A 21,911-nucleotide genomic window follows, 5' to 3' on the forward strand; every position below is an offset into this window, starting at 1 on the left:
GCTTCTCGTCGAGCAATGCCTGCGGCCATGCGCAGAAAGCCCGCAGTGTGCGTGCGATGAAGTCTTCGACGTTCAGGAAAGCCGAAACATGTCCGAGCAGGACGCCATCCTCGAGTATCGGATTCAGCTCGATAAGCTCCCCGATGGTGGTGGCGCTCGTGGTATCCGGGCGCACTTCGAGAATGCGGGCCAGCAATTGCAGCGTACGCCCAAGATGAAGCAGCAGGGCGCGCCGTTCGAGGGTGATTTCTCGCAGCGCCGCGATGAAATCGCGCACTTCCCGATTGCGCCACATCCATTCGGGAAAGCGCTCGAAGTCATCGAGAGCGGATGTCGCATTGTCGGTCCCCTCGCCCTGCACGAAACGGTTGATGCGCCACGCGCCGGGCCAGTCGCCTTCAATGGCGACGGTGTCGAAGCCGCATTCGGCGATGAGGCGCAGCGTGATTTCCGCGCGCATACGGTAGAACTCGGCGGTGCCATGGGTCGCTTCGCCAAGCAGGACCAGATCGCGGCCGTGCACCATTTCCAGAAGTTCGTCGTAATCCGTAGTATCGCCGTCCAGACGCTGACCAAGCGCGCGAACGGCAAGGAATGGGGTCATCGATGGCTGCATGACGAATTCTCCTCCATGCGAGATCCAAAATTAGTGCTGCCAGGAAGTTTCCGTGCGCACGGGCTCAGTCTGGCGCAACGCGTTGGCAGGTTTACCTGTCAAGCCGGCCCGCCCTCGGCCGGAGCCGAGCGCAAGGTGTCGCCAACGTCACGTGTGGCGTGCGGTTGCCAGCCCTGCGCGGCGTTGAGACAGGTTCGTACTTCTTCGTCGCTCGTCTGCGTGAAGTCGGCGTAGAACTGCCCGATGCCCATGAACCAGTCAGGCTGCATCACGTAGACAAAATCGTCCGCTACTGGGTCGAAGCGGGCTTCGACGCCTTCCGGGCACACTGGCAGGGCGACGACGATCTGCTTCGGGCGCCGCGTGCGCAGCGCATTGATGGCAGCGTGCATCGTCGAACCCGTCGCCATGCCGTCGTCCACGACGATGACGGTTTTGCCCTCTATGCCGAGAGGTGGCTGCTGACCCCGGTAGGCCAGCTCGCGACGCCGAAGCTCGACGCGCTCTCGCCCAATGGCATCCATGACATCCTCCTCGCTCACGCGGAGCGCGCGCAGCACCGACTCGTTGAGGTAGATCGCGTCGCCGGTTGCGATGGCTCCCATCGCAAGCTCAGGGTTGTGCGGCGCGCCGAGCTTGCGCACAAGCAGCACGTCCAGGGGGCAATGCAACGCCTTCGCGACCTCGTACCCAACGGGCACGCCGCCGCGAGGCAGCGCCAGCACGACGACGTCGGTGCGCCCGGCGTAACGATCCAGGGCCGCCGCGAGCTGTTGGCCGGCGTCAACGCGATTGCGAAAAACGTTACTCATGGTCGATGTCCTGTATGCGATGTGTCGCCTGTGACGAAGCTGCCGGGGTCAGGATGTCACGGTGACCAGCCAGCGCTCGAACCAGTCGGCGGCGAGGCGCGTGACTTCGTCGAGCGCGCCGTTCTCCTCGAAGAGATGGGTCGCGCCGGGCACGATCTCGATGTGATGCTCGCAAACGAGTTGCCCGGCAGCCTTGCGGTTCAGGCGAATGACTTCCGTGTCGAGTTCGCCGACGATCAGCAGCGTCGGAGCGCGGACCGCGGCGAGCGCTGTCCCTGCATGGATCATCGTGTTCGTCGCGCGCCGCCCATTGACCTCGATCAATTGCCTGCTCTCCTTCTCGAAAACAAAGACGCTGACCTGGATCAACGCTCAAGCCACGCTGCCGTCCATGCTTTGACCAAACAGGGGCTGTGCGCTCACGCACTCAGCCACACCATGCTTCGCGCGCAGCGAGTTGAACCCATGCCCATTCACAACGCCGACGTCGCCGAGGTTTTTGGCGAAATCGCCGATCTGCTCGAAATTCAGGGTGGCAATCCATTTCGGGTACGCGCGTACCGCAACGCGGCGCGGTCGGTTGGCGAGTATGCGCAAAACCTGCGGACGATGGTGGCCCAAGGCGCCGACCTGAAGGCGATCCCGGCGATCGGCAACGACCTTGCGCTCAAGATCCGGGAGATCGTCAGTACCGGCTCATGCTCGCTGCTTGAGAGTTTGCACGGCCAGGTGCCTTCGGCGGTCACGGCGCTGCTGCACGTGCCCGGTCTCGGGCCAAAGCGTGTGCGCAAGCTATACGAGCAATTGCACGTGCAGTCGCTGGAAGATCTGACACAGGCAGCCACCGAGGGCCGGATCCACGAATTGCCCGGCTTCGGCACGCTGACTGAGGCGCATATTCTCGCGAACATCCAGACGCGTCTCGACAAGTCGCGGCGCTTTCTGTTTGCGCAGGCCAGCCAGCGCGCGGAACCGCTGCTGGCCTGGCTCGCCGCATCGCCCGACGTGGAGCGCACCGAAGCGGCGGGCAGCCTGCGGCGCCTGCGCGACACTGCCGGCGACATCGACATCCTCGCCACCGCGCGCGACCCGGCCGCGGTGACGCGCCTGTTCGTCGGTTACGAAGATGTCACCGAGGTGCTGTCGCACGGCCCGACCCGCGCAAGTGTCGTGCTTCGCGGCGGCCTGCAGGTCGACCTCCGCGTGGTCGAACCCGATAGCTTCGGCGCTGCGCTCATCTACTTGACCGGCTCGAAAGCGCACAACGTGGCATTGCGCCGCCTTGGCCAGGAGCGCGGTCTCAAGATCAACGAGTACGGCGTTTTTTGCGGACAGACGCGCATTGCGGGCGAGACCGAAGAATCCGTGTATGCGAGTGTCGGCCTTCCATGGATTCCACCGGAATTGCGCGAAGACCGGGGCGAGATAGAAGCCGCACGTGACGCCGCGCTGCCTGCGCTTATCGCACGCAACGACCTGCGCGGAGATTTGCACGCCCACTCCAGCGCGAGCGACGGTCATGCAACGCTTCGCGAAATGGCGCTCGCCGCCCGAGAGCGTGGCCTGTCGTACCTCGCCATCACGGACCATTCGAAGCACGTCGCAATGGCGCATGGACTGGACGCGGCCAGGCTCGCCGCGCAGATCGAAGAGATCGAGCGGCTAAACGCGAAGTTGACGGGCATCACGCTGCTCAAAGGCATCGAGGTCGACATACTCGAAGACGGCCGGCTCGATCTCGACGATTGCATTCTTGCGCGTCTCGATCTCGTGGTCGGTGCGATTCACAGCCATTTCGACCTGCCACGAGAGCGCCAGACCGAACGCCTCCTGCGCGCGATGGAACACCCCTGCTTCACCGTGCTCGCGCATCCGACCGGCCGACTGATTGGCAATCGGGAACCTTGCGATATCGATATGCTGCGCGTAATGCGCAAGGCAAAAGAGCGCGGCTGCTTTCTCGAGCTCAATGCCCAACCCGAGCGTCTCGATCTGATCGATACGGCCTGCCGCATGGCAAAAGATCATGGCGTACTCGTTTCGATCAATTCCGACGCGCACAGGACGGCCGAATTCGACAATTTGCATTACGGCGTTAATCAGGCTCGCCGCGGGTGGCTCGAAAAAGCGGACGTACTGAACACTCGCACGCTCGCGAAGTTGCGCACGCTGCTTGCACGCACGATGCGTGCGCCCGCTCGCGAAACGTCGGAAAGCCAATAGAGCGGTACCGCGGCGTTCGGCGCACCTCGGTCCAATTGATATGCGTCAAACCCATGCCGCCGTTCGCATCCACGATGGGAGTCGACGCGTATGCATGGGTGTCGCGCGAGGCCCGAACGTTCGCGCGAACCATCGAGGTCAACGATGTGGTATTCCATTGTCGAACAACAGCGTGAATGGCTACGCGCGTGGCGCGCGGCGACACAGTACGCGCGCCGCACATACGATACATGGCCCACCACCTTCGCGCTGGCCCGTGTCGCCTCGTCCTGCTATGCGGATCTGTTTGAGCCCCTTCTCGGCCTTGCGGCTGGTCCGCCGCCATTTGCAATCCGCTCCGTCCCGCTCGATGGCGGCCCTTGCGAAGTTGACGAGCGTATCGTCGCGCGCACGCCGTTCTGCGAGCTACGCCGCTTTACGCGCGCCGGGGCGGCGCGAGCCGTGCTGCTGTGCGCGCCACTGGCCGGACACGCGGCCGTCATGATGCGGGAGACCGTCGAGACGCTGCTCGGCGACGGCGACGTCTTCATCACCAACTGGGTCAATGCACGCGATGTGGCGCTCGCCGCGGGTCGCTTCGGACTCTGCGAATACGTGGCGATGCTCGACGGTTTCATCGACAGCCTCGCGCGGGACAAGCGGCCATTGCACGTCGTCGCCGTCTGCCAGTCCACATTTCCCCTGCTAGGTGCGCTGGCGCTGCGCGCGCAGCGCGGCTGCGCACCGCCCGCGAGTATTACGCTGATCGGCGGCCCACTCGACGCGCGCGTCAATCCGAGCACGCTCGGCCTCGCGGCGGCATCGCATTCGCTGGACTGGTGCCGGCGCCACCTGATCGATGTCGTGCCAGCCGGGTTCGCCGGTCACGGCCGGCATGTGTTCCCGACTTACCTCCAGCAGGCCGAGATCGCGATTGTCTACCCGCATCGGTACATGTCGCTGATCGACCACTATGCGCAAGCCACCTCGCGCGGCGAGCCCGGCGCGCTCGCCGATGCACGCCGCGCGTTGATCGAGTACACCGCGTTGCTCGACATGCCGGCAGAATATTTTCTCGATACCGTGGATATCGTGTTCCAGCGCGCCATGTTGGCAAACCGTGCATGGCGTGTGAACGGCACGCTCGTCGAGCCCGCTGCACTGCGAGACGTCGAAGTGCTGACCGTTGAGGGTACGCGCGATGCCGTGACCGGCGCCGGACAGACGCACGCGGCACTGAACATGTGCAGCGGCATCGCGATGGCCGCCCGGCGGCGCCTCGATGTCGAGGGCTGCGACCACTACGGGCTATTTACAGGCGATCGTTGGCGTGACGACGTGCACCCGGCGCTACAGGCGGTGTTTGCTCGAGCGGATTCGGCCTGGCTGCGGCAGCGCACCGTGCCGCAAGACGCGCGTTGTCCCGGGGTGAAACCATGCGCATGCGTCCTGCCAAGCGGCTCGTAGTTGAGCCAGATCAACCGACACTGGCTGACGGCTGCCACCATGCGAGCACCGTACCCATCACCGCCCGGCGCGCCAACCAGCCATGTCCACTCCCGTCATCGAAACGCATGCGCTTTGCCGACGCTTCGGCGAGGTGACGGCGGTCGATGCGCTGACGCTTTCAGTCGACGCCGGCGAAACGTTCGGGCTGCTCGGCCGCAATGGCGCCGGCAAATCGACCGTCATCAAGATGCTCACAACCTTGCTGCCGCCAACCTCTGGTTCGGCCACGGTGTGCGGTTTTGACGTCGTGCGCGAGTCCGCCCGGGTGCGGCAGATGATTGGATACGTTCCGCAAGCCCTTTCGGCGGACGGCGACCTCACCGGCTATTAAAACCTGCTTGTGTTCGCCCAACTCTACGACATTCCGCGCGCCGAACGTGCCGAGCGCATTGGCCGCGCGCTCGCGTTCATGGGATTGAAGGAAGCCACGCACCGGCTCGTCAAGACCTACTCGGGCGGCATGATCCGCCGGCTTGAAATCGCGCAGTCCACACTGCACCGCCCGCGCGTGCTCTTTCTCGACGAACCCACGGTCGGGCTCGACCCTGTTGCGCGGCAGTCGGTCTGGGAACAGGTCGAGCGGCTGCAATCGCGCTTTGGCGCCGCGATCCTCCTCACCACGCATTACCTGGAGGAAGCCGAGCACTTGTGCCGGCGCGTCGCCATCATGAGCCGCGGGCGTGTGGCGGCCATCGGCACCCCTGCCGCGCTGCGCGCAGCACTCGGTCCGGACGCGAGTTTCGAGGACGTGTTCGAGCACTACACAAGCGACGAGACGGCACTCGCCGGAGCCTACGATGAAGTCTCCCAGACCCGCAGAACCAGTCAACGCCTCGGCTAACGCCGCGCCGGTCAACGCGTCCGGTTCGCGCCGCTCACCGCTTGTCTCGTTCGTGGCCAAAACCCTGGCGATCGGCGCGATGGAAGTGCGCAAGCTGCGTCACGATCCGACCGAACTCGCGACGCGCGCCGTGCAGCCCGTCCTGTGGCTTCTCGTGTTCGGGCAGGTCATGAGCCGGGGCCGCGTGATCGACACGGGCGGCGCGCCTTATCTCGACTTCCTCACACCCGGCATCCTCGCGCAAAGCGTACTGTTCATCGCGATCTTCAACGGCATATCGGTGATCTGGGAGCGTGATCTCGGCATCGTTCACAAGCTGCTCGCCAGCCCCACACCGCGCTCGGCACTCGTGCTCGGCAAGTCGCTCGGCGGCGGCGTTCGCGCGCTCGTGCAGGCCGCGGTCGTCATGCTGCTCGCGCTCGCGATCGGCGTGCATCTGCGCATCGACCCGCTTTCGATCGCAGGAGTGGGGTTCTTCGTCGTGCTGGGGGCTGCCGTCTTTTCGAGCTTCTCGCTCATCATTGCCTGCATCGTGAAGACGCGCGAGCGCTTCATGGGCGTCGGGCAGGTCCTCACGATGCCGCTCTTTTTCGCGAGCAACGCGATCTATCCCACTTCGCTGATGCCGCGTGCGCTGCAGGTCGTCTCCGAGGCCAATCCGTTGACCTATCAGGTCGACGCGTTGCGGCGGCTACTGTTGCCGGGCTTCGCGAGCGTTGCCGGCCCGGGCCTCGTGCTGGATGCCGGTGTGCTCGCGGCGACGCTCGTCGTGCTCGTCACCGTGTGCGCGCGGCTCTATCCCGATCTCGCGCGCTGAACGCGCAGGCCGTCGCCGCCTGATTCATGCGGAAATTTCGTATGCCTCACGAAACGCAGCAACGAATGCATCGAAAGCCTCGCACGGCAAGCGGCCGATGCCTGCGGCCCCGGCCCGCCCCGCTCCGCTGAAACGGCGGCAAACACTGTCCGCGCCAAATGGTGACGCAAGCGGCGCACGCACGCTCACGGTCCAGAAGCCATCGGCTGCAGGTGTCAGCACCGCATGCGCGCGGTCGGGCGCCGTCAGCGCAAGGCGGTTAGCGAAAGCGCCACGCACCCGCCGCGCCCAGCGTTCGCCCGGCAGCGTGTAGACCTCGGTACCTGCCGAAGCCGCCGCTGGGTGCTGCGCACACGCGAGTTCAAGGTCCTCGTGACGCGCCCGCCCGATTATCGCGAGCACCGGGCAAGCGCCGGCAAAGTCGAGCGGGTCCGTACAGGGTTCGAGCAGCGCGTAGATCGCCGCAGGATCGATCAGCAGATCGGCGGCCGAGTCTCCATAGGCCGCGTAGTTCACGTTTTCGCCGAGTTCGCGCAGCGTCGCCTCGTCGTCGGAATCGATACCTTCGAGTTGGGCGAGCCGGTGAGCCGCGCCTGGCAGGTTGTCGCCGAACGCCGCAGCGACCGCCCACGCGCGATAGCAGCCGCCTAGCCGCCGGTCGACCAGAATGCTCGTGCAAACGTCGGGCGCCGTATCGATATCCGCATGCAGCAGCGGGTGCCGCGGCAACGCGCCGGCTACGTGATGGTCGATATAGTCGATCGTCACGCCATGCTCGAGCAATGCGAGTACGGCGGCGCGATTCACGTCGAAGGAGAGGTCGAGCGCAGTCACGTGGTCGCCGCGGCTCGCGGCGACACGCGCAAGCAGCGCGTTGTCGCGCTTCGCTCCTGTGATCAGCGTTGCGTCGCGCGGCGTCGCGAGGCGCAGTTGGTGCAGCGCGAACAGGCCGTCCGCGTCGCCGTTGCACACGTCGAAGTATTGCATCGAGGCGTCCCGTAGCGTCGCGCGCGTAAGCGCGCTATTTGCACACCTCGTCCTCGTAGTCCGAGGCCGTCTCGGCGCCGCGCAGTTTCGCTTCGCCCGGTTCGAGCACCGCCAGCGCGGCCGCCCGGCCTAGCTCCTGCATCGCCGCGATCGACTCTGCCGAAAAATCGAAGTCGCGCGCAAACGGCACCCTGCTCAGGCTTGCGCCATCGAGCGCAATGCGGTGAATCTGCACGGGCGCATGGTTGCCCATCAGGCGGATGTACTCCGGCGACTGCCGTACGCGCGCAGCCGCATCGGCGTCGAGCTGAGAGGTGATGCGCTCGACGAGATCGCGGAAATCATTGGCGTTCTCCTCGAAGCGCAGATCGTTGCGCACCCGGTCCGCGTAGACGATCTCGTCCCGCCGCAGCATGACCTCGATCAGATTCGACGGCAACGGCCGAAGCCCGGAAAAGAGGTCGACGACGAATACGCGTCCTGCCACCTGGCCGCAGCGCTCGATCACGAGGTCGAGCGGCGAGTTACTGACGATACCGCCGTCCCAGTATGCGCGGCCCTCCACCGTCGTCCACGGCATCGCGGGCGGCAGGCTGCCGCTTGCGAGCAGATGCTCGGGCGTCAGACGGTCGACGTAACTGTCGAAAATGCGCCGTTCGCCGCTTGCCACATCCACCGCGCCGAGCAGCAGGCGCGTCGGGCTTGCAGTCAGCGCGTCGAAATCGACGTAGCGGCGCAAGAGCGCGAGCATGGCCTGCGTGTCGTAGTAGCTCGTCCACCATGGCGCAAAGCTGCCGGTTCCCGGTGCGCCCATCCACCAGCGCGGGCGCATGAAATTCGGCACGCCAAAGAGCGCGAGATGCCAGGCCAGCTCGGTCTGCCGCATATGCGCATATGCCTGCGGCGCAGCAAGCCCCTCGATCGACAGTTCGCGCCAGAAAGCACGAAGCGCCTCAATCGCGTGACCGGGATGGCTCGCAGCGATCGCTCCGTTGAACGCGCCGATCGACACGGCCGAGACGATGTCGGGACGCACGCCATGCGACTCCAGCGCGGCGATCGCTCCGCTCTCGAACGCCCCGAGCGCGCCGCCCCCTTGCAGGATGAGCACAGTCTGCGAAGGCAGCGCGCCCAGGCGAGAACCCGCTAGCGCAAGCGCCGCGCAACTGTTCGCGAGATTGCGCCGGTGGCGTATCATTTCTTCCGCTGCCACCGCTTCGTCGGCAGGTGCGCCGATCGAGAACATCGCCCGTAGCACATCGTGCTTCAGGAAGAGCAGCGAGTACGGTCGCTGCGGAAACTCGCCGCGCTCGACGACGTCCTGCGCATCCGATGGATCGCCCTGGAAGTTGTAGGGCACGTCGAAGACGTCCCCATAGAAGATCGAGACGTCGCGGTACGGCATGCGTGCGCCACGCATGTTGCGAGCGGCGAGGCGTCCCTGGCGCACCGCGTTGTCCCAGTGCTCGACACGCCGCCTCGCGCCCAGCACAGGGTCATGGAAATTCGCCACGTCACCTGCCGCGTAGATGTCCGGGTCCGACGATTGCAAGCACTCGTCTACAAGCACGCCATCAGCCAACGTCACGCCGCTGCCGGCAAGCCATGTGCAGTTCGGCTCCACGCCGGCCGCGACGACGGCAAGCTCGCACGCGAGCGCGCGGCCATCGCTGAGCACCGCGCCTGCGAGCGCGTCGTGCCCCGTGAAACGTTCAACCGTGGCTCCGGTCAACACCTCGACGCCGCGCGCCGCTACAAGGCGCCTGAAATGCTCCGAGAGCAACGCGGAATGCAACTGCGGCAGCAATTTCGCACTGCGTTCGACGAGCGTGACTTCGAGGCCCAGTTCGCGCAACGCCGCTGCGGTCTCGACACCGACGAAGCCTGCACCGATCACCAGCGCCCGTTGCTTGCTCGCCGTATCCGCTCGCAACGTGACCGCATCGCCGATATCGTGGAGAAGGTGCACGCCCGCAAGCGCGGCGCCGGGAATATCGAGCATGCGCGGGGCCGCACCCGTTGCGATCAGCAGCTTGCCGTAGTGAACCGCGCTACCGTCGTCGAGCCGCACGAAATGCGCGGCGCGATCGAGCGCTACGGCTCTCGCATGCAGGAGCAACGCAATGTTCTGCTTCGCGTAGAAGTCCGCCGGATGGATCGTGACTCGCGCCGCGCCGACCTTACCCGTGAGGAATCCCTTCGTGAGCGGTGGCCGCCGGTATGGCAGAACGGGTTCGCCGCAGAGAATCGCGATGCTCGCACACGGCTCTTCGTGGCGCAGCGAGCGCGCAGCCGACACGCTCGCAATCCCGCCGCCTGCCAGTACATAGTCGAAGCGCCGCTCGCATATGCCCCGCTCCGGCGCCGGTTTCATCTCGTTGCCGCCTCGTGCTCGCGCACGGCAAGCGCGTCCTTGATCGTCAGCACGAAGCGCGAAACCTTTTCGACGGCCGCATCTGCCCGCATGTCTTGCGCGGAGATCGCGCAGGTGGCGATCGGCACACGCTGGGCGAGCCGCTGCATCTGCTCGAACGCGTCTTCGCTACCGCGGACGCCCATCGTGCAGAAAAACGCCACCGTGCTCATCTGGTGCCAGTGCAGCGAAAGCCAGGTCGAAACCGGCGTCGAGGCGCGCGCCGCCCACACCGGCGTACCGATCAGGACGACGTCGTAATCGGCAAGTCTGTGCGTCATGGGCTGCAAGTGCGCGGGGCGCTTGCGGACCACGTCGAGAATCGACAGCAGGAATCCCAAGGGGCCCCTGCGCCGCCGGGGTTCGACCTCTTGCAGCCGTTCGTAATCGCCTTCGAGTTCGGCGGCGAGTCGCCCGGCAAACTCCGCCGTCGTCTCGCTGCGTGAATAAAAGACCACGAGAATTCGTAATGGTGCGTTCAAGGCCACCTCCATCATGTTCGGCCGAAGCAAACCTCGCGACGCTACGCTCGGCGCTTGCCCTCTGTATGCGCCTGGCGTGCCGCGATGAGGCGCAACTCGTCGAGCAGGTTCGCGGCCGCATGCAGCAGATCGTCGAGCGATACGATGCCGATCAGTCCGCCGTCTTCCCCGACCACCGGCATGCGGCGCACACCGTGCAGACGCATTCGCTTTGCGAGCAGCCAGATATCGTCGGCCCCGTTTGCGATCACCGCTGGCGTCGACATCACGTCGCCGGCGTACAGCTTGTTTGCCGCCGCGTCCGGGCTCACCACGGCCAGCACGATGTCCCGATCGGTCAGCACGCCAAGTGGCACGCGTACACCGCCATCGTCACGCACCACCACCAGATCTCCGGCATGCAGCGCGCGCATCCTCTTCGCGGCTTCCACGATGGACGTTTGCGCGTCGCAGGTGGCTCCTCGCGTGTACAAAGCGCAGCAGCGTTCATATCGCCCCCTTCCAGCCGGCGAGCAACGCTTCGCACGAGCCAGTCTCACTCGCTTCCTTGCAAATCTGTGCGAACGGCACGCCGGCATCGACGGCATGCCCGGAGACAAAATCGGGCACCAGCGCGTCACCGAACCGGTGGACGACGAGAACGCCCGTGCACAGGATGGCCGACGCCGTCACGATTCCGAACGCCAGGCGTTCGAATCGGCGAAAGAAGCGATACATGGCTGTGCCCTCCTGTTTCATTCGACGTTCAGCAGATTCACGATCGTGTGCACGCCCGGCGTCGCTTTGGCCGCTCCGTAGACGAGTTGCCGCTCGGCGTGCGAAGCCACCTTGCCGGTCAATGTGACCGTGCCGCCTTCGATCTTGATCTCGACGTGTTTCGCTTCCCGCTCGCCGTGCCGCCCAATCGCGGCGCGAATGCCGCGTGCGATGTCTTCTGCCGAGGTCGTGCCGCGTATGCGGATCTTGTTGTCCACGCCCGTCACGCCGCGCAGATGCGCGATCGCGTTCTGCGCGGCATGGCTCTGGTAGCCCCAGTCGCACTCGCCGAGCAGCCTGACGCAGCCTTTCTCGACTTCTACCTGGACATCCTCATGATTGATTCCCACGGTCCATTCGAGGATCGAGCGCGCCGTATTTGCGATCTCTTCGTCGCTGCGCTCATCGTGCCGCGGCACGCGCACCTCCATCTGCACGACGATGCCGCGCACGCCGGCAACCCGTGCCGTCGCCCTCTGCGCGGCGAGCTTGGCCGCGTAGCTCGCCGGATGGCCTGACAGCGTCACCACGCCGCTCGACACCTCGACGCCGACACTCGCAGGCTGGATCGACCGGTCGCACGCCAATTCAGCCTCTACGTCATGCTTCAATTCCAGATCCGATTTCATTGCGGTCCACTCCTGATTTCGCCAGGCCGAAGGTTGGTTTCAGCCAGGATTCACGCCGCCGGCACAGAGGCGAAATGCCCGCGCACAAATTCACGCACTTGAGCGAGGTCGTCGGAAGCCGTGGCGGGAGACATTCCCGGGCCGACTTCGTCGAAATGCAGGTGCCCGATCAGGTCGAAACCGGACGCGCGAAAAACGTGGGTGTCCTGCAAAAGCTGCATCGCCTGCCACCGGCCGTCTTTCATGAACGAGGCGCGCGGTGCGGCCGAGATGGTCACCACGACGGCGCGGCGACCCGCCAGCAAGCCGTGCACGCCGTCCGGTTGCGTCGCGTACGCGAAGCCGCGACTGAACACGCGGTCGATATAGCCTTTCATCATCGCGGGCATCGCCATCCACCAGAGCGGATAGATGACTGTCACGACGTCGGCCGCAAGCACATCCTTTTGCGCGATCACGACGTCGGCCATGCGAACGTGCACGTCGCTTCCCTCGGTCAATTCCTCTGCGGACAGCACGGGATCGAACCCCATGCGGTAGAGGTCATGAACACGCACGTCATGGCCCATGCGGACCAACTCGCCGAGGTAGGCACGCGTCACGCTCATGGTGAAGCTGTCTTCCACCGGATGCGCGACCACGATCAGGTGTTTCTGCATGGCGGTGGCTCCTTTCAAAAATAGCGCTGCACACGGACAAATCCATCGTGCGCGTCCTCGCGGCCATTCAATTGACACACGTCAATCATGCGAAGACTTCGACGTCTTGACTCCGGGTCACTCCACGACCAGTTCGTCCACCACGCGCCGCACGCCGCGCGTCGCCCACGCGGCGCCACATGCAGCGCGCCGGTCGCGCAGCGACGACACCTTGCCGCTCAGCGTCGCCACGCCATCCTCGACCTTGATCTGGATGCCCGCGAACTCACGCTGGGCGCGGCGCGCAAGCGCCGCCGAAATATGCTCGGCGACATGAGTGACGGCGTCGCTGTTGCGCACGGCGATCCGGTTGGCCACGCCCATCACGCCACGCATGCGGCTCACCACCTTCTCGGCCAGATTGCGCTGATAGCCCCAGTCCACCTCGCCGCTGAGCGTCACACAGCCGCGCTCCACTTCGACGTGAACCTGGTTCCCGGCAAGACCCGCCTGCCAGCGCAACGCGAGCACGATGGCTTCGGCGAGATCGAAATCCGGATGCTGGAGCACCGGCGGCGCGTCGATCTTGAGCTCGATGACGATTGCCCGGCAGCCGGCCACACGCTCGACCGCTCGCTGGGCGGCCACTTTTTGCGCGTAGCCCGGTACCGAGCCCAACAGCGTCACGATGCCGTCCTGCACACCGATCTCGAGGCGCGAGACATCCACCTCGGGGTCCCACGCGAGTTCGCAAGCCACCTGTTCGCTCAACGTCTCGTCGGATTTCATTGCCGCCTCCTTGCCGGGCTTTTGCCCGAGTGCGCCGGTTCAAGCATCGCGCAGGGCGACGCTGCCCGGCTGATGTCGATCAAATCATTGCGCGCTGCGTCGCCTCGCGCCCCGTGGACAACTCGACGATTTCCGAGGTGATCTCGTCCTGGCGCATCGCCCGGTACTGTTGCGAAAGACCTGCCAGCCGCTCTCGCACGTTCGAGCGCGCGGCCAGCATGGCGCGCACGCGCGCTTCGTTCTCGGCGGCGAACGAGAGCATCAGCGCCTCGCACAGTTCCAGCGAAACATATAGCTCGACGAGCCCGCCGAGGAGGCGCGCGGGCGCCACGTTGACGAGCGGCGGCAGCGCACGCGGCGTTACGTGAAAACGTGCGAAATCGAATGGAATGAGCGTGCGCTGAACGATACGCATCCGCGACTCGCCTGGCAGCGCGTGGGTGACCGTGACGCGTGTGGCGCGCTCGCCATCGGCAAGACGCGCGTAGAGCGCATCGGACACGCGGGCCGCCAGATGCGGAACCCCTGCCGGATGCGCGGCCATCGGCGCCGACCACGTCCCGGTCAGCCCACGCTCGGCGCACGCGTTCACGAGCCGCGTGCCGACCAGCAGCCAATGGCGGACGCGCTCTCGAGCACCGCCCAACACTTCCTCCGCGATCCGGTCGTTGAGGCCGCCGACGAAGCCCTGCTCCGCGCCGATGACAACGCACGCCTCGGGGCCGTCGTCGGCGTTCGCCGCGCGTGCCGGCACGCCCGAAGGGTCAAACGCAAGGACGTCCCCGATCGCGGCCCCGGCCGCCGCCGCACAAGCGCGGATACCGGCGAGCTTTGCATGCGCGTCGTGCGAACGCGCCGCGGCAATCCCGCGCATAGCCCCGACCACGGCTTCGAGTTGATGGGTGGCTGCGATCCTCGCTTCGATCTCGCCGAGCTTGCCGCTCATTGCGCCCCCTCGCCAGGCTTTGCAGCGGCCGCCTCGTCCGAGCCGCCGGCAAAGGCCGCGATGCATTCGCGCACGCGCTCGCGCAAGGCCTGTGCGTTCGATGATGATTCGTCATGCGAAGCGTAGGTCTTCGCCTGGGCGCTTCCCTGTGCGAGTCGCTCGCGAATCTGCGCCACAGCGTGCGCGGGCAACGCATCGAACTCGCCGTCGGCGAGCGCACCGAGCAGCGCCACCTGACCGGCAGCGCCAAGGGGGCTGAAGCGCGGCTGCGCGAGCAACGCGCGAATCCGCTCGCCGCGCGTGATCTGCGCACTCACGCGCGTATCCGTGAGGCCGCCAAAGCGCGCGAACATCTCCAGCTCGAGGAACTGTGCGTAGTCGATTCTCAGCCGCCCCGCCACCTGCCGCAGCTCGGGCAGTTGCGCCTTGCCGCCCACACGGCTCACGCTCAGCCCCACGTTGACCGCGGGCCGCTGGTTCGCCGCGAAGAGCGCGGCGTCCATCACGAGTTGGCCATCGGTAATCGAAATCAGATTGGTCGGAATGTAAGCGGAGAGATTGCCCGCGTCGGTCTCGGCGATCGGCAGCGCGGTGAGTGAGCCGCCGCCGAGTTCCGCACTCAGCTTCGCTGCGCGCTCCAGCAGCCGTGCGTGCAGGTAAAAGATGTCGCCAGGGTACGCCTCGCGGCCTGGCGGCTCGCCGGTGAGCAGCGCCAGCTCGCGGTGCGTGGCCGCGTGCTTCGAGAGATCGTCGATCACGACGAGCGCATGCTGGCCGCGGTCGCGGAAATACTCGGCGACGGAGAAGCCCGCGAACGGCGCAATCCACTGCATGCCAGGCGTTGCCGACGACGGCGCCACCACGAATACGCAGCGTTGCGGCGCGCCGCGCGCGCGCACTGCGTCGATCACGCGCTGTATCGCCGTGGCGCGCTGACCCACAGCGATGTACACGCAGATCACGTCGCTCGCGCGCTGGTTGACGATGGCGTCGACCGCGAGCGAGGTCTTGCCGGTCGCCCGGTCGCCGATGATGAGCTCGCGCTGTCCGCGCCCGATCACAAACAGCGCGTCGACGATCAGCAAACCGGTTTCGAGCGGCTCGCTCACGGCGGCCCGTTCGACGATGGCGGGCGCGGGGCGCTCCACGGGCAGCCATGTCCCGGCCGCAGGCAAATCGCCGCCGTCGAGAGGCCGGCCAAGCGGATCGATCACGCGCCCGAGCAGTTGCTCGCCCACCGGCACCTGAAGCACGGTGCCGGTACGCTCAACGCGCTCGCCGGCCTCCACGCCCGCTGCGCCGTCAAGCAGCACGACATTCGCGAGGTTGGCGTCTAGCGTGCGCACGTAGCCGGTCGCACCGCTTGCGAAGCGCACGGTTTCGTCGAGCGCGACATCAGCCAGGCCCGAGATGCGGGCGACGCCGTCGGCCACCTGCTCCACGCTGCCATTGGTCTGTGCCTCGGCGGCAAAGCGCACGCGAGCGAGCGCGTCTTGCGCCCGCGCGAGCCAGGAATGCGCGTTGGATTCAGCCGCGCACACCGCCCTGCTCCCGCAGCGTCTCGCGGATGGCATCGAGATCGCGACGCAAATGGTTGCGCACAGCCGCATGCGCGCCGGTGAGTTCGATCCCGGCGATCAGCTCGGGATCAGCACGCACGCGCAGCGTGATGTCGTGCCCGAGCACCGCGCCGAACGCATCCTCGCAAGCCTTTCGTTCGGAGGCGCTCAGTTCGCGTGGCGCGGCAAGCTCAAGCGGCTCGCCATGCGCGCCGAACCCCGCGCGCGTCTCGGGTGGCAGGCTCGCCAGCGCCTCGGCCGTACCGTTGATAAAGCCCTGCACACGCGCCTCCGGCGGCATGCGGTCGAGCAACCGGCCGGCGATCTCCACCGCCAGCCGCACCGCATCGCCCTCGATGGCGCGCGCCTGCGCGGCGCGCTCGCGGTCGATCTCGTTTTCGGCCTGCACGCGCACCTGCGCTGCTTCGGCCCGCGCCAGTGCGAGCAGTCTGGCCTTGTGGGCTTCGGCGTCCGCCTCCGCTGCCCGCAGCGCCGCCTCACGCGAAGCCGCGAGCCGCGCGTTTTCCTCGCGTGCTGCGTCCTGCCCGGCCTGCGCCGCGCGGCGGCTCGCCTCGGCGTCCGCAAGCAGCGCCTGCGCCGCCTTTTGGCGCGCGGCGACGATATCCGCCACGGGGCGGAACAGGAAACGCGCGAGCAGCCAGACCAGCACCAGGGCGTTGACTGTCTGCAGCGCGAGCGTCGACCAGTCGATATGCATGGAGCGGTCTTCCTACTTGACGAATGGATTGGCGAACAGCAGCAGGAGTGCGATCACGAGGCAGTAGATCGCCATCGTTTCGATCATCGCGAGGCCGACGAATAGCGTGCGCGAGATCGTGCCTGAGGAATCCGGCTGGCGCGCAATGGCGTCCATCGCGGCGGCGACGGCGCGGCCTTCGGCCAGCGCAGGGCCGATCGCGCCGAATGACACTGCAAGCGCTGCGGCCGCGATGCTGACGATTTCGATCATGTTCATGGCTGTCCCTGTGCGCGATGGCCGGCGCCCGAGGGCGCGCCGCCCGCCGCGGCGCCCACGAACACCATCGCCAGCACCGCGAAAATGTAGGCCTGTACGGCGCCGGTGAGCAGATCGAGCGCCATCAGCGGAATGGGCACGAGCAGCCCCGCGAGCGAGAGCACGATGCCGACCACGAAGACGCCGCTCATCACGTTGCCGAAAAGGCGCACGACGAGCGAGAAGGTGCGCGTGAGTTGCTCGACGACATTCAGCGGGATCATCACCCAGGTCGGCTCGGCGAAAGTGGCGAGATAGCCGCGCAGCCCGCGCGTGCGCAAGCCGTGAAAGACGGTTGCGGCAAGCACGATCAGCGCGAGCGCCGCGTCGGTCTCGAGATGGGCGGTCGGCGGTTCCACGCCTGGCAGCAGCGACGACCAGTTCGCCGCCAGCACGAACAGGAAGAGCGTACCGATCAGCGCACGATAGGGGGCGGGGTCGCTCTCTATGGTGTCGCGTATCTGCGTGTCGAGCGTCGTAACGAGCAACTCCAGCACGACTTGCGTCTTCGAAGGCTTCAGCGCTAGCCGCCGTGTCAGCAGTACCGCGGCGGCAGCCATGCAGGCCATGGTGACCCACGTGATCACGACGGGCGCAGTAATCGCCAGCGGGCCGACATGCCAGAGCGGCGAGGTGACGAGAGGCGATGCTTTCATCGTGTCCGCACCATCATGCGAAGCGCGGTATGGCATGCAAGCAGCAGCCCGGCCATGCCCGCGAGCAGCGCCGGGACGCCGGCGCGCGCGAGCGCGAACAGGAGCAACGCGGTCAGCACGCAGCGTAGCGCCTGTGCACCGAGCGCGAAGCCGATTCGGCCCGACGCAAACAGGCGCGCATTCCAGCGCAGCGCGGCGAAGTGCACGGCGCCCACCGCCACACCGGCAATCAGTCCCGCCGCGCCTGCCCAGATCGTCCAGTGATCAGTCATCCTGATGACTCCGTTCCTGCCGATGCATCCACTTCCACGCGAACCAGAGGCCCGCCGCCGCGCCCAGCATGAGCATCGGCGCCGAAAAGAACACGCGCGTGCCGAACCACCTGTCGAGCACGTGGCCGATCGCGAGCCCGGCCAGCGTGGGCAGCACGATGGTCCAGCCGAGAATGCCGATCTGTCCGAGCCGGCTGCCGAGCGAAGGCTCCGGTTGCGCGCGTCCGCGCGCTTCCCGTTGCGCGGCGTCGCGCGCCGCCCGTGCCATGTGGTTGGACTCTCGTGACGGATCGCTCATTGCCCGCGCTCCCGTGCCGCCGGAATCTCTTGCCCGTCCGGCACGACCGGGCCGCGCAGATAGCGCAGAATCTGCCGCACCGCCTGGGCGTGCAAGCGCACGGTCTCCACACGCACGCGCCGCTCGGCATCGAGTTGCGCCGCGCGCACGCGGGCGACTTCACGCTCCAGCCGTTCGAGCGAATCGCCGACGATCGCCTCGCGGCACGCAACGGACACCGTCTGGCCGCCGGAAACCGTCAGGACGCCGCCGTCCACGGCGCAATAGCGTCGCTTGCCGTCCGGCGCGACCCAGCGCACCACTGAAGGCGCAAGCATCGTGATGAAGTCGGCGTGACCTGGCCGAATGCCGAACGCACCGCTTTCGTCCTCGGCGCGCAGCGAACCGGCGGCCTCGTGGTTCACCGCCATGTCGAGCGGCGTGGCGATCGTCAGATCGAGCAGCGTGGTGGTCATTCGTCCCCCTGGACGGGTGCGGGTGCGGCCGCGGCGCCCATTCGCGTTGCCGATGCGCGTTCCTTCTCGCGCGCCTCATCGAGTGTGCCGACCATGAAGAGCGATCGCTCCTGCCAGTCGTCGCACTCGCCGGCGATTATCGCCTTGCAGCCTGCGAGCGTTTCCGCAATGGTGACCGAGCGGCCCGGCTGCCCCGAGAACGCCTCAGTCACCGCGAAGGGCTGCGTAAGAAAGCGCTGCAGGCGGCGCGCGCGCTGTACGAGCAGCCGGTCCTCGGCGCCCAGTTCCTCGACGCCAAGCAGCGCGATCACGTCCTGCAGTTCGCGATGGTGTTCGATGAGCCTGCGCACCTCGACCGCGACCGCTGCGTGTTCCGCGCCCACGACCAGCGGATCGAGCAGCACCGACGACGAGGCGATCGGATCGATGGCCGGATACATGCCCTCGGCGGCCATGGCGCGTGAGAGCACGACCATACTGTCTACATGCGCCGCGATGGTCGTCACGGCGGGATCGGTGAAATCGTCGGCGGGCACATACACAGCCTCGACGGCCGTCACCGCAGCATCGCCCACCGAGACGATGCGCTCCTGCAGCGCGGCCACTTCGCTCGCCAGCGTGGGCTGATAGCCGACCCGCGAAGGCATGCGCCCGAGCGACGCCGACACCTCGGCGCCCGCCTGCACGAAGCGAAACACGTTGTCGATCATCAGCAACACGTTTTGGTGCTTCTCGTCGCGAAAATGCTCCGCGATCGTGAGCGCCGTGAGCGGCACGCGCCAGCGCGCCCCCGGCGGCTCGTTCATCTGGCCGTACACCAGCACCGTGCGCGCGAGGACGTCCGAGCCACGCATGTCCGAGAGCATCTCGTGCCCCTCGCGCGAGCGCTCGCCCACGCCCGCAAACACCGAGATGCCCTGATAGCGCTCGACCATCGCGTGAATCAGCTCCATCAGAAGCACGGTCTTGCCCGCGCCCGCGCCACCGAACATCGCGGCCTTGCCGCCCTGTGCGAGCGGCGCGAGCAGGTCGATCACCTTGATGCCGGTGGTGAAGATCTCGTTTGACCCGCGCAGGGCCGCAAGCGGGGGCGCCGCGCGGTGGATCGGACGGCGCGGCGCGCCGGCGTCGAGCGGCGCTCCGCCGTCGCGCGCCGTGCCGCTCACGTCGAGCAGCCGTCCGAGCACCGCGTCGCCCACGGGCACCACGAGCGGGCTGCCCTGCGCCTCGACGCGGGCGCCGCGACGCAATCCCGCCGTGGATTGCAAGGCGAGCGCGCGCAGCATCGTGCTGCCGAGATGCGCCTCGACTTCCGCGACGAGCCGCGAGCCGTCGTCGCAGACGATAGTCAGCGCGTCTTCGACGGGAGGCAGCGGCCCGTCTTCAAACACAATGTCCAGAACCGCGCCGCGCAAGGCGCTCACGCGCCCCACGGCGCGCGGCACGGTTGCAGCGGCCGAGGTCGAAGGATGGTTCGGGGCGAGGCTCACTGGCATGGCGGGACTCCGCGGCGTCAAACCAGCACGAGTTCGTCGATAACCGCGTGCACGCCGGGATGCGCCCACGCCGCGCCGCGCGCTACGGTGCGTTCGGCGTCCGATGCTACCGTCCCTCTCAGCGTCACCATGCCCTCGCTTGCTTCGACGTGAATGCGGCTCGCCTCGTCGTCCGCATAGCGCTGAAACGCCTTGCCGATGCGCTCGCCGATTTTCCGCGGGTCCATGCGCCGACGCGCCTCCACGCGGCTCGTGATTCCCGTCACGCCTCGCAAGCGCACGAGCGCGCGAATCGCAAGCTCGCGCTGCCATTCCCATTCGACCGCTCCCCGCAAGAAAAGATGGCCGTTCTCAGCCTCGACCTCCACGGCCCGCTGCGGCACGCCGGCCGTCCAGTGCAGGACAGCGCGCGCCATATCCGCAATCTCGTCGTCGCCTGGCGGGTCGATAACCGGCCGTTCGACCCGCATCCGCGTAACGACCGAACACACGCCGCTCACGCGCTGCGCAGCGTGTTCGGCGGCATGCGTGTGGGCAAACACCGGCACCGCGCCCGCCAGCGTCACGACTCCGTTTGCCACTTCGACACGAATACGCGACGCGTCCAACGCTGAGTCGAACGCCAGTTCGTCCAGCACGTCCTGCTTCAGTTGCGTATCGGCTTTCATGGCGTGCTCCGTACGCGCGGGCGTCATTGGCGGAATCTGGACTCCTGACTATCAGGCACCGGTGGCTGCGGGACGACTTTCGAACTTCGCCTCACCATTCGGGCGCACGCCCGCGAATTGGCCCAGGTACGTCAACCAGTCGGCCGCCTGCGGCACGGCGCCAGTCTGGCGGGTCGCCTGAGCCTGCGCACGGATACAGGCTTTTTCGAAGTCGATCGCGCCGGCTCGCAGCAACGCCCCAAACGCCGTCTGGCTTCGCATAGCCAGTTCCTGACTTTGCTCGAACAAGGCCACGCTCGCCGCGCAGTACTCCCGGAACAAGTTTTGACACGTCTGCACGAGCGCCCCCTTATCGTACGTGCGGACATCCGTCAGGGCTTCACACGCATGTTGGGCCGCCACGCGGTCACGCTCGACGCACTTCGCCTGCAGTCCGAGCAGGGCCTGAAAATCGTCCAGGCCAAGCTGCACCATGCGCGCGCTCATGCTCAGCATGGAAACGGGTGAAAACGGTAGATTCTGGGGGCTCTCTCTCATTTGCAATCTCCAGATCGATCGACCACCACCGCCTGATCCGCAACGCGCGGCTTCGCCCGGCAGGTCGCATTCCTCGTTCAATCTATCGGAGGGGCTTCCCGCGCAATTGACCTGCATCAGTACTTTTTGGGGGACGGGTAGCCGGCCGGCGGAACGCGCGTGCGTGCAGACAAGATCTGGCGTCTCTTGATTTGAATCAGATGCAGGTCGACTGAGGCGCGCGAGCCTCTCACTTGTTCCGCTTGACTTCGTGTGCAACCCGCACCTCACAGCCATGCCTTACCCGACGAATAGCGACTTGCCTCTGGGCGTACGCAATCATTTGCCGCCTCATGCGCAGGACATCTTCCGGGCCGCGTTCAATCGCGCCTACGCCGACCACGCCCTGGACCCGCGCCGCGAGGAAGCGGCTCGCCGGATTGCCTGGGCGGCCGTAAAGCGCCTGTATGTTCGCGACGGGATGTACTGGGTCCCGCTCTAGACGATCGCTCCCCGCTGGAACCGCGCCACTGCACGCC

Annotated in this window: 24 protein-coding genes and 3 pseudogenes; 5 read left to right on the forward strand and 22 right to left on the reverse strand. The window is 66.5% G+C overall.

What is annotated here, in order from left to right; genetic code table 11:
- Positions 1-250: 250 nt before the first annotated feature.
- The 3 genes and pseudogenes from AB4Y43_RS08995 to AB4Y43_RS09005 form a co-directional block, all read right to left on the reverse strand.
- Positions 251-616: pseudogene (locus AB4Y43_RS08995) on the reverse strand (erythromycin esterase family protein); the annotation flags it as partial.
- Positions 617-714: 98 nt separating this feature from the next.
- Positions 715-1,428, reverse strand: coding sequence for a phosphoribosyltransferase (locus AB4Y43_RS09000; protein ID WP_368727576.1), 714 nt, complete (start codon positions 1,426-1,428; stop codon positions 715-717).
- Between the two features lie 48 nt (positions 1,429-1,476).
- Positions 1,477-1,707, reverse strand: a pseudogene (locus AB4Y43_RS09005) (alpha/beta hydrolase); the annotation flags it as partial.
- A 186-nt stretch (positions 1,708-1,893) separates the two neighbouring features.
- On the opposite strand from AB4Y43_RS09005, the gene polX reads away from it, so the two are divergent.
- The 4 genes and pseudogenes from polX (at position 1,894) to AB4Y43_RS09025 (ending at position 6,797) form a co-directional block, all read left to right on the forward strand.
- Positions 1,894-3,651, forward strand: coding sequence for a DNA polymerase/3'-5' exonuclease PolX (gene polX / locus AB4Y43_RS09010; RefSeq protein ID WP_368727577.1), 1,758 nt, complete (start codon positions 1,894-1,896; stop codon positions 3,649-3,651).
- Between the two features lie 144 nt (positions 3,652-3,795).
- Positions 3,796-5,097 carry a polyhydroxyalkanoate depolymerase gene (gene phaZ / locus AB4Y43_RS09015; protein WP_368727578.1) on the forward strand — a complete coding sequence of 434 codons (1,302 nt, stop codon included), beginning with the start codon at positions 3,796-3,798 and terminating at the stop codon, positions 5,095-5,097.
- 82 nt (positions 5,098-5,179) lie between these two features.
- A pseudogene (locus AB4Y43_RS09020) lies at positions 5,180-5,980 on the forward strand (ATP-binding cassette domain-containing protein).
- Positions 5,937-6,797 carry an ABC transporter permease gene (locus AB4Y43_RS09025; RefSeq protein WP_321924638.1) on the forward strand — a complete coding sequence of 287 codons (861 nt, stop codon included), beginning with the start codon at positions 5,937-5,939 and terminating at the stop codon, positions 6,795-6,797. The pseudogene AB4Y43_RS09020 and the gene AB4Y43_RS09025 overlap by 44 nt, the downstream one beginning before the upstream one ends.
- A gap of 24 nt (positions 6,798-6,821) precedes the next feature.
- On the opposite strand, the gene AB4Y43_RS09030 is transcribed toward AB4Y43_RS09025, so the two are convergent.
- The 19 genes from AB4Y43_RS09030 to AB4Y43_RS09120 all read right to left on the reverse strand — a co-directional run bounded on the left by AB4Y43_RS09030 (position 6,822) and on the right by AB4Y43_RS09120 (position 21,393).
- Positions 6,822-7,784: an acetyltransferase gene (locus AB4Y43_RS09030; protein WP_368727579.1), complete on the reverse strand. Its 963-nt coding sequence runs from the start codon at positions 7,782-7,784 to the stop codon at positions 6,822-6,824.
- Between the two features lie 34 nt (positions 7,785-7,818).
- The gene (locus AB4Y43_RS09035) at positions 7,819-10,158 is read right to left on the reverse strand and encodes an FAD-dependent oxidoreductase (RefSeq protein WP_368727580.1); all 2,340 of its coding nucleotides are present in this window, start codon (positions 10,156-10,158) and stop codon (positions 7,819-7,821) included.
- Entirely contained in the window at positions 10,155-10,679 is a 525-nt protein-coding gene (locus tag AB4Y43_RS09040; RefSeq protein WP_368727581.1) for a flavodoxin family protein, read from the reverse strand. Before AB4Y43_RS09040 ends, AB4Y43_RS09035 begins: the two co-directional genes overlap by 4 nt.
- Positions 10,680-10,720: 41 nt before the next feature.
- On the reverse strand, positions 10,721-11,092 hold the full coding sequence (locus AB4Y43_RS09045) for a CBS domain-containing protein (RefSeq protein WP_368727582.1): 372 nt from the start codon (positions 11,090-11,092) through the stop codon (positions 10,721-10,723).
- A 73-nt stretch (positions 11,093-11,165) separates the two neighbouring features.
- Positions 11,166-11,417 carry a hypothetical protein gene (locus AB4Y43_RS09050; protein WP_368727583.1) on the reverse strand — a complete coding sequence of 84 codons (252 nt, stop codon included), beginning with the start codon at positions 11,415-11,417 and terminating at the stop codon, positions 11,166-11,168.
- The gene (locus AB4Y43_RS09055) at positions 11,414-12,064 is read right to left on the reverse strand and encodes a BON domain-containing protein (protein WP_368727584.1); all 651 of its coding nucleotides are present in this window, start codon (positions 12,062-12,064) and stop codon (positions 11,414-11,416) included. Before AB4Y43_RS09055 ends, AB4Y43_RS09050 begins: the two co-directional genes overlap by 4 nt.
- 50 nt (positions 12,065-12,114) lie before the next feature.
- Positions 12,115-12,705 carry an NAD(P)H-dependent oxidoreductase gene (locus tag AB4Y43_RS09060; RefSeq protein ID WP_368727585.1) on the reverse strand — a complete coding sequence of 197 codons (591 nt, stop codon included), beginning with the start codon at positions 12,703-12,705 and terminating at the stop codon, positions 12,115-12,117.
- 135 nt (positions 12,706-12,840) lie between these two features.
- Positions 12,841-13,491 (reverse strand): BON domain-containing protein, encoded by a 651-nt coding sequence (locus AB4Y43_RS09065; RefSeq protein WP_368727586.1) that lies wholly within the window; start codon positions 13,489-13,491, stop codon positions 12,841-12,843.
- Positions 13,492-13,570: 79 nt separating this feature from the next.
- Positions 13,571-14,437, reverse strand: a complete 867-nt coding sequence (locus AB4Y43_RS09070) for a F0F1 ATP synthase subunit gamma (RefSeq protein WP_368727587.1) — start codon at positions 14,435-14,437, stop codon at positions 13,571-13,573.
- Positions 14,434-16,011 (reverse strand): F0F1 ATP synthase subunit alpha, encoded by a 1,578-nt coding sequence (locus AB4Y43_RS09075; protein WP_368727588.1) that lies wholly within the window; start codon positions 16,009-16,011, stop codon positions 14,434-14,436. The genes AB4Y43_RS09070 and AB4Y43_RS09075 overlap by 4 nt, the downstream gene beginning before the upstream one ends.
- Positions 15,965-16,714, reverse strand: a complete 750-nt coding sequence (locus AB4Y43_RS09080) for a F0F1 ATP synthase subunit B (protein WP_368727589.1) — start codon at positions 16,712-16,714, stop codon at positions 15,965-15,967. The genes AB4Y43_RS09075 and AB4Y43_RS09080 overlap by 47 nt, the downstream gene beginning before the upstream one ends.
- Before the next feature lie 12 nt (positions 16,715-16,726).
- Positions 16,727-16,972 carry a F0F1 ATP synthase subunit C gene (locus AB4Y43_RS09085; protein WP_321924618.1) on the reverse strand — a complete coding sequence of 82 codons (246 nt, stop codon included), beginning with the start codon at positions 16,970-16,972 and terminating at the stop codon, positions 16,727-16,729.
- A complete protein-coding gene (locus AB4Y43_RS09090; protein ID WP_368727590.1) occupies positions 16,969-17,667 on the reverse strand; it encodes a F0F1 ATP synthase subunit A in 699 nt (232 codons plus the stop codon). Before AB4Y43_RS09090 ends, AB4Y43_RS09085 begins: the two co-directional genes overlap by 4 nt.
- Positions 17,664-17,939 (reverse strand): ATP synthase subunit I, encoded by a 276-nt coding sequence (locus tag AB4Y43_RS09095; RefSeq protein WP_368727591.1) that lies wholly within the window; start codon positions 17,937-17,939, stop codon positions 17,664-17,666. Before AB4Y43_RS09095 ends, AB4Y43_RS09090 begins: the two co-directional genes overlap by 4 nt.
- Positions 17,932-18,237 (reverse strand): AtpZ/AtpI family protein, encoded by a 306-nt coding sequence (locus AB4Y43_RS09100; protein ID WP_368727592.1) that lies wholly within the window; start codon positions 18,235-18,237, stop codon positions 17,932-17,934. Before AB4Y43_RS09100 ends, AB4Y43_RS09095 begins: the two co-directional genes overlap by 8 nt.
- On the reverse strand, positions 18,234-18,692 hold the full coding sequence (locus AB4Y43_RS09105) for a F0F1 ATP synthase subunit epsilon (RefSeq protein ID WP_321924613.1): 459 nt from the start codon (positions 18,690-18,692) through the stop codon (positions 18,234-18,236). Before AB4Y43_RS09105 ends, AB4Y43_RS09100 begins: the two co-directional genes overlap by 4 nt.
- A complete protein-coding gene (gene atpD, locus AB4Y43_RS09110) occupies positions 18,689-20,188 on the reverse strand; it encodes a F0F1 ATP synthase subunit beta (protein WP_368727593.1) in 1,500 nt (499 codons plus the stop codon). The genes AB4Y43_RS09105 and atpD overlap by 4 nt, the downstream gene beginning before the upstream one ends.
- A 17-nt stretch (positions 20,189-20,205) precedes the next feature.
- Complete coding sequence (locus tag AB4Y43_RS09115; RefSeq protein WP_368727594.1) at positions 20,206-20,856, reverse strand: BON domain-containing protein; 651 nt, start codon at positions 20,854-20,856, stop codon at positions 20,206-20,208.
- 51 nt (positions 20,857-20,907) lie between these two features.
- Positions 20,908-21,393: a hypothetical protein gene (locus AB4Y43_RS09120; protein ID WP_368727595.1), complete on the reverse strand. Its 486-nt coding sequence runs from the start codon at positions 21,391-21,393 to the stop codon at positions 20,908-20,910.
- A 298-nt stretch (positions 21,394-21,691) separates the two neighbouring features.
- Here AB4Y43_RS09120 and AB4Y43_RS09125 point away from each other — a divergent pair, with 298 nt between their 5' ends.
- Positions 21,692-21,874: a ChaB family protein gene (locus tag AB4Y43_RS09125; RefSeq protein WP_368727596.1), complete on the forward strand. Its 183-nt coding sequence runs from the start codon at positions 21,692-21,694 to the stop codon at positions 21,872-21,874.
- Positions 21,875-21,911 lie beyond the last annotated feature (37 nt).

This window comes from Paraburkholderia sp. BR10872 (assembly GCF_040965835.1).
Taxonomy (GTDB): Bacteria; Pseudomonadota; Gammaproteobacteria; order Burkholderiales; family Burkholderiaceae; genus Paraburkholderia; species Paraburkholderia nodosa_A.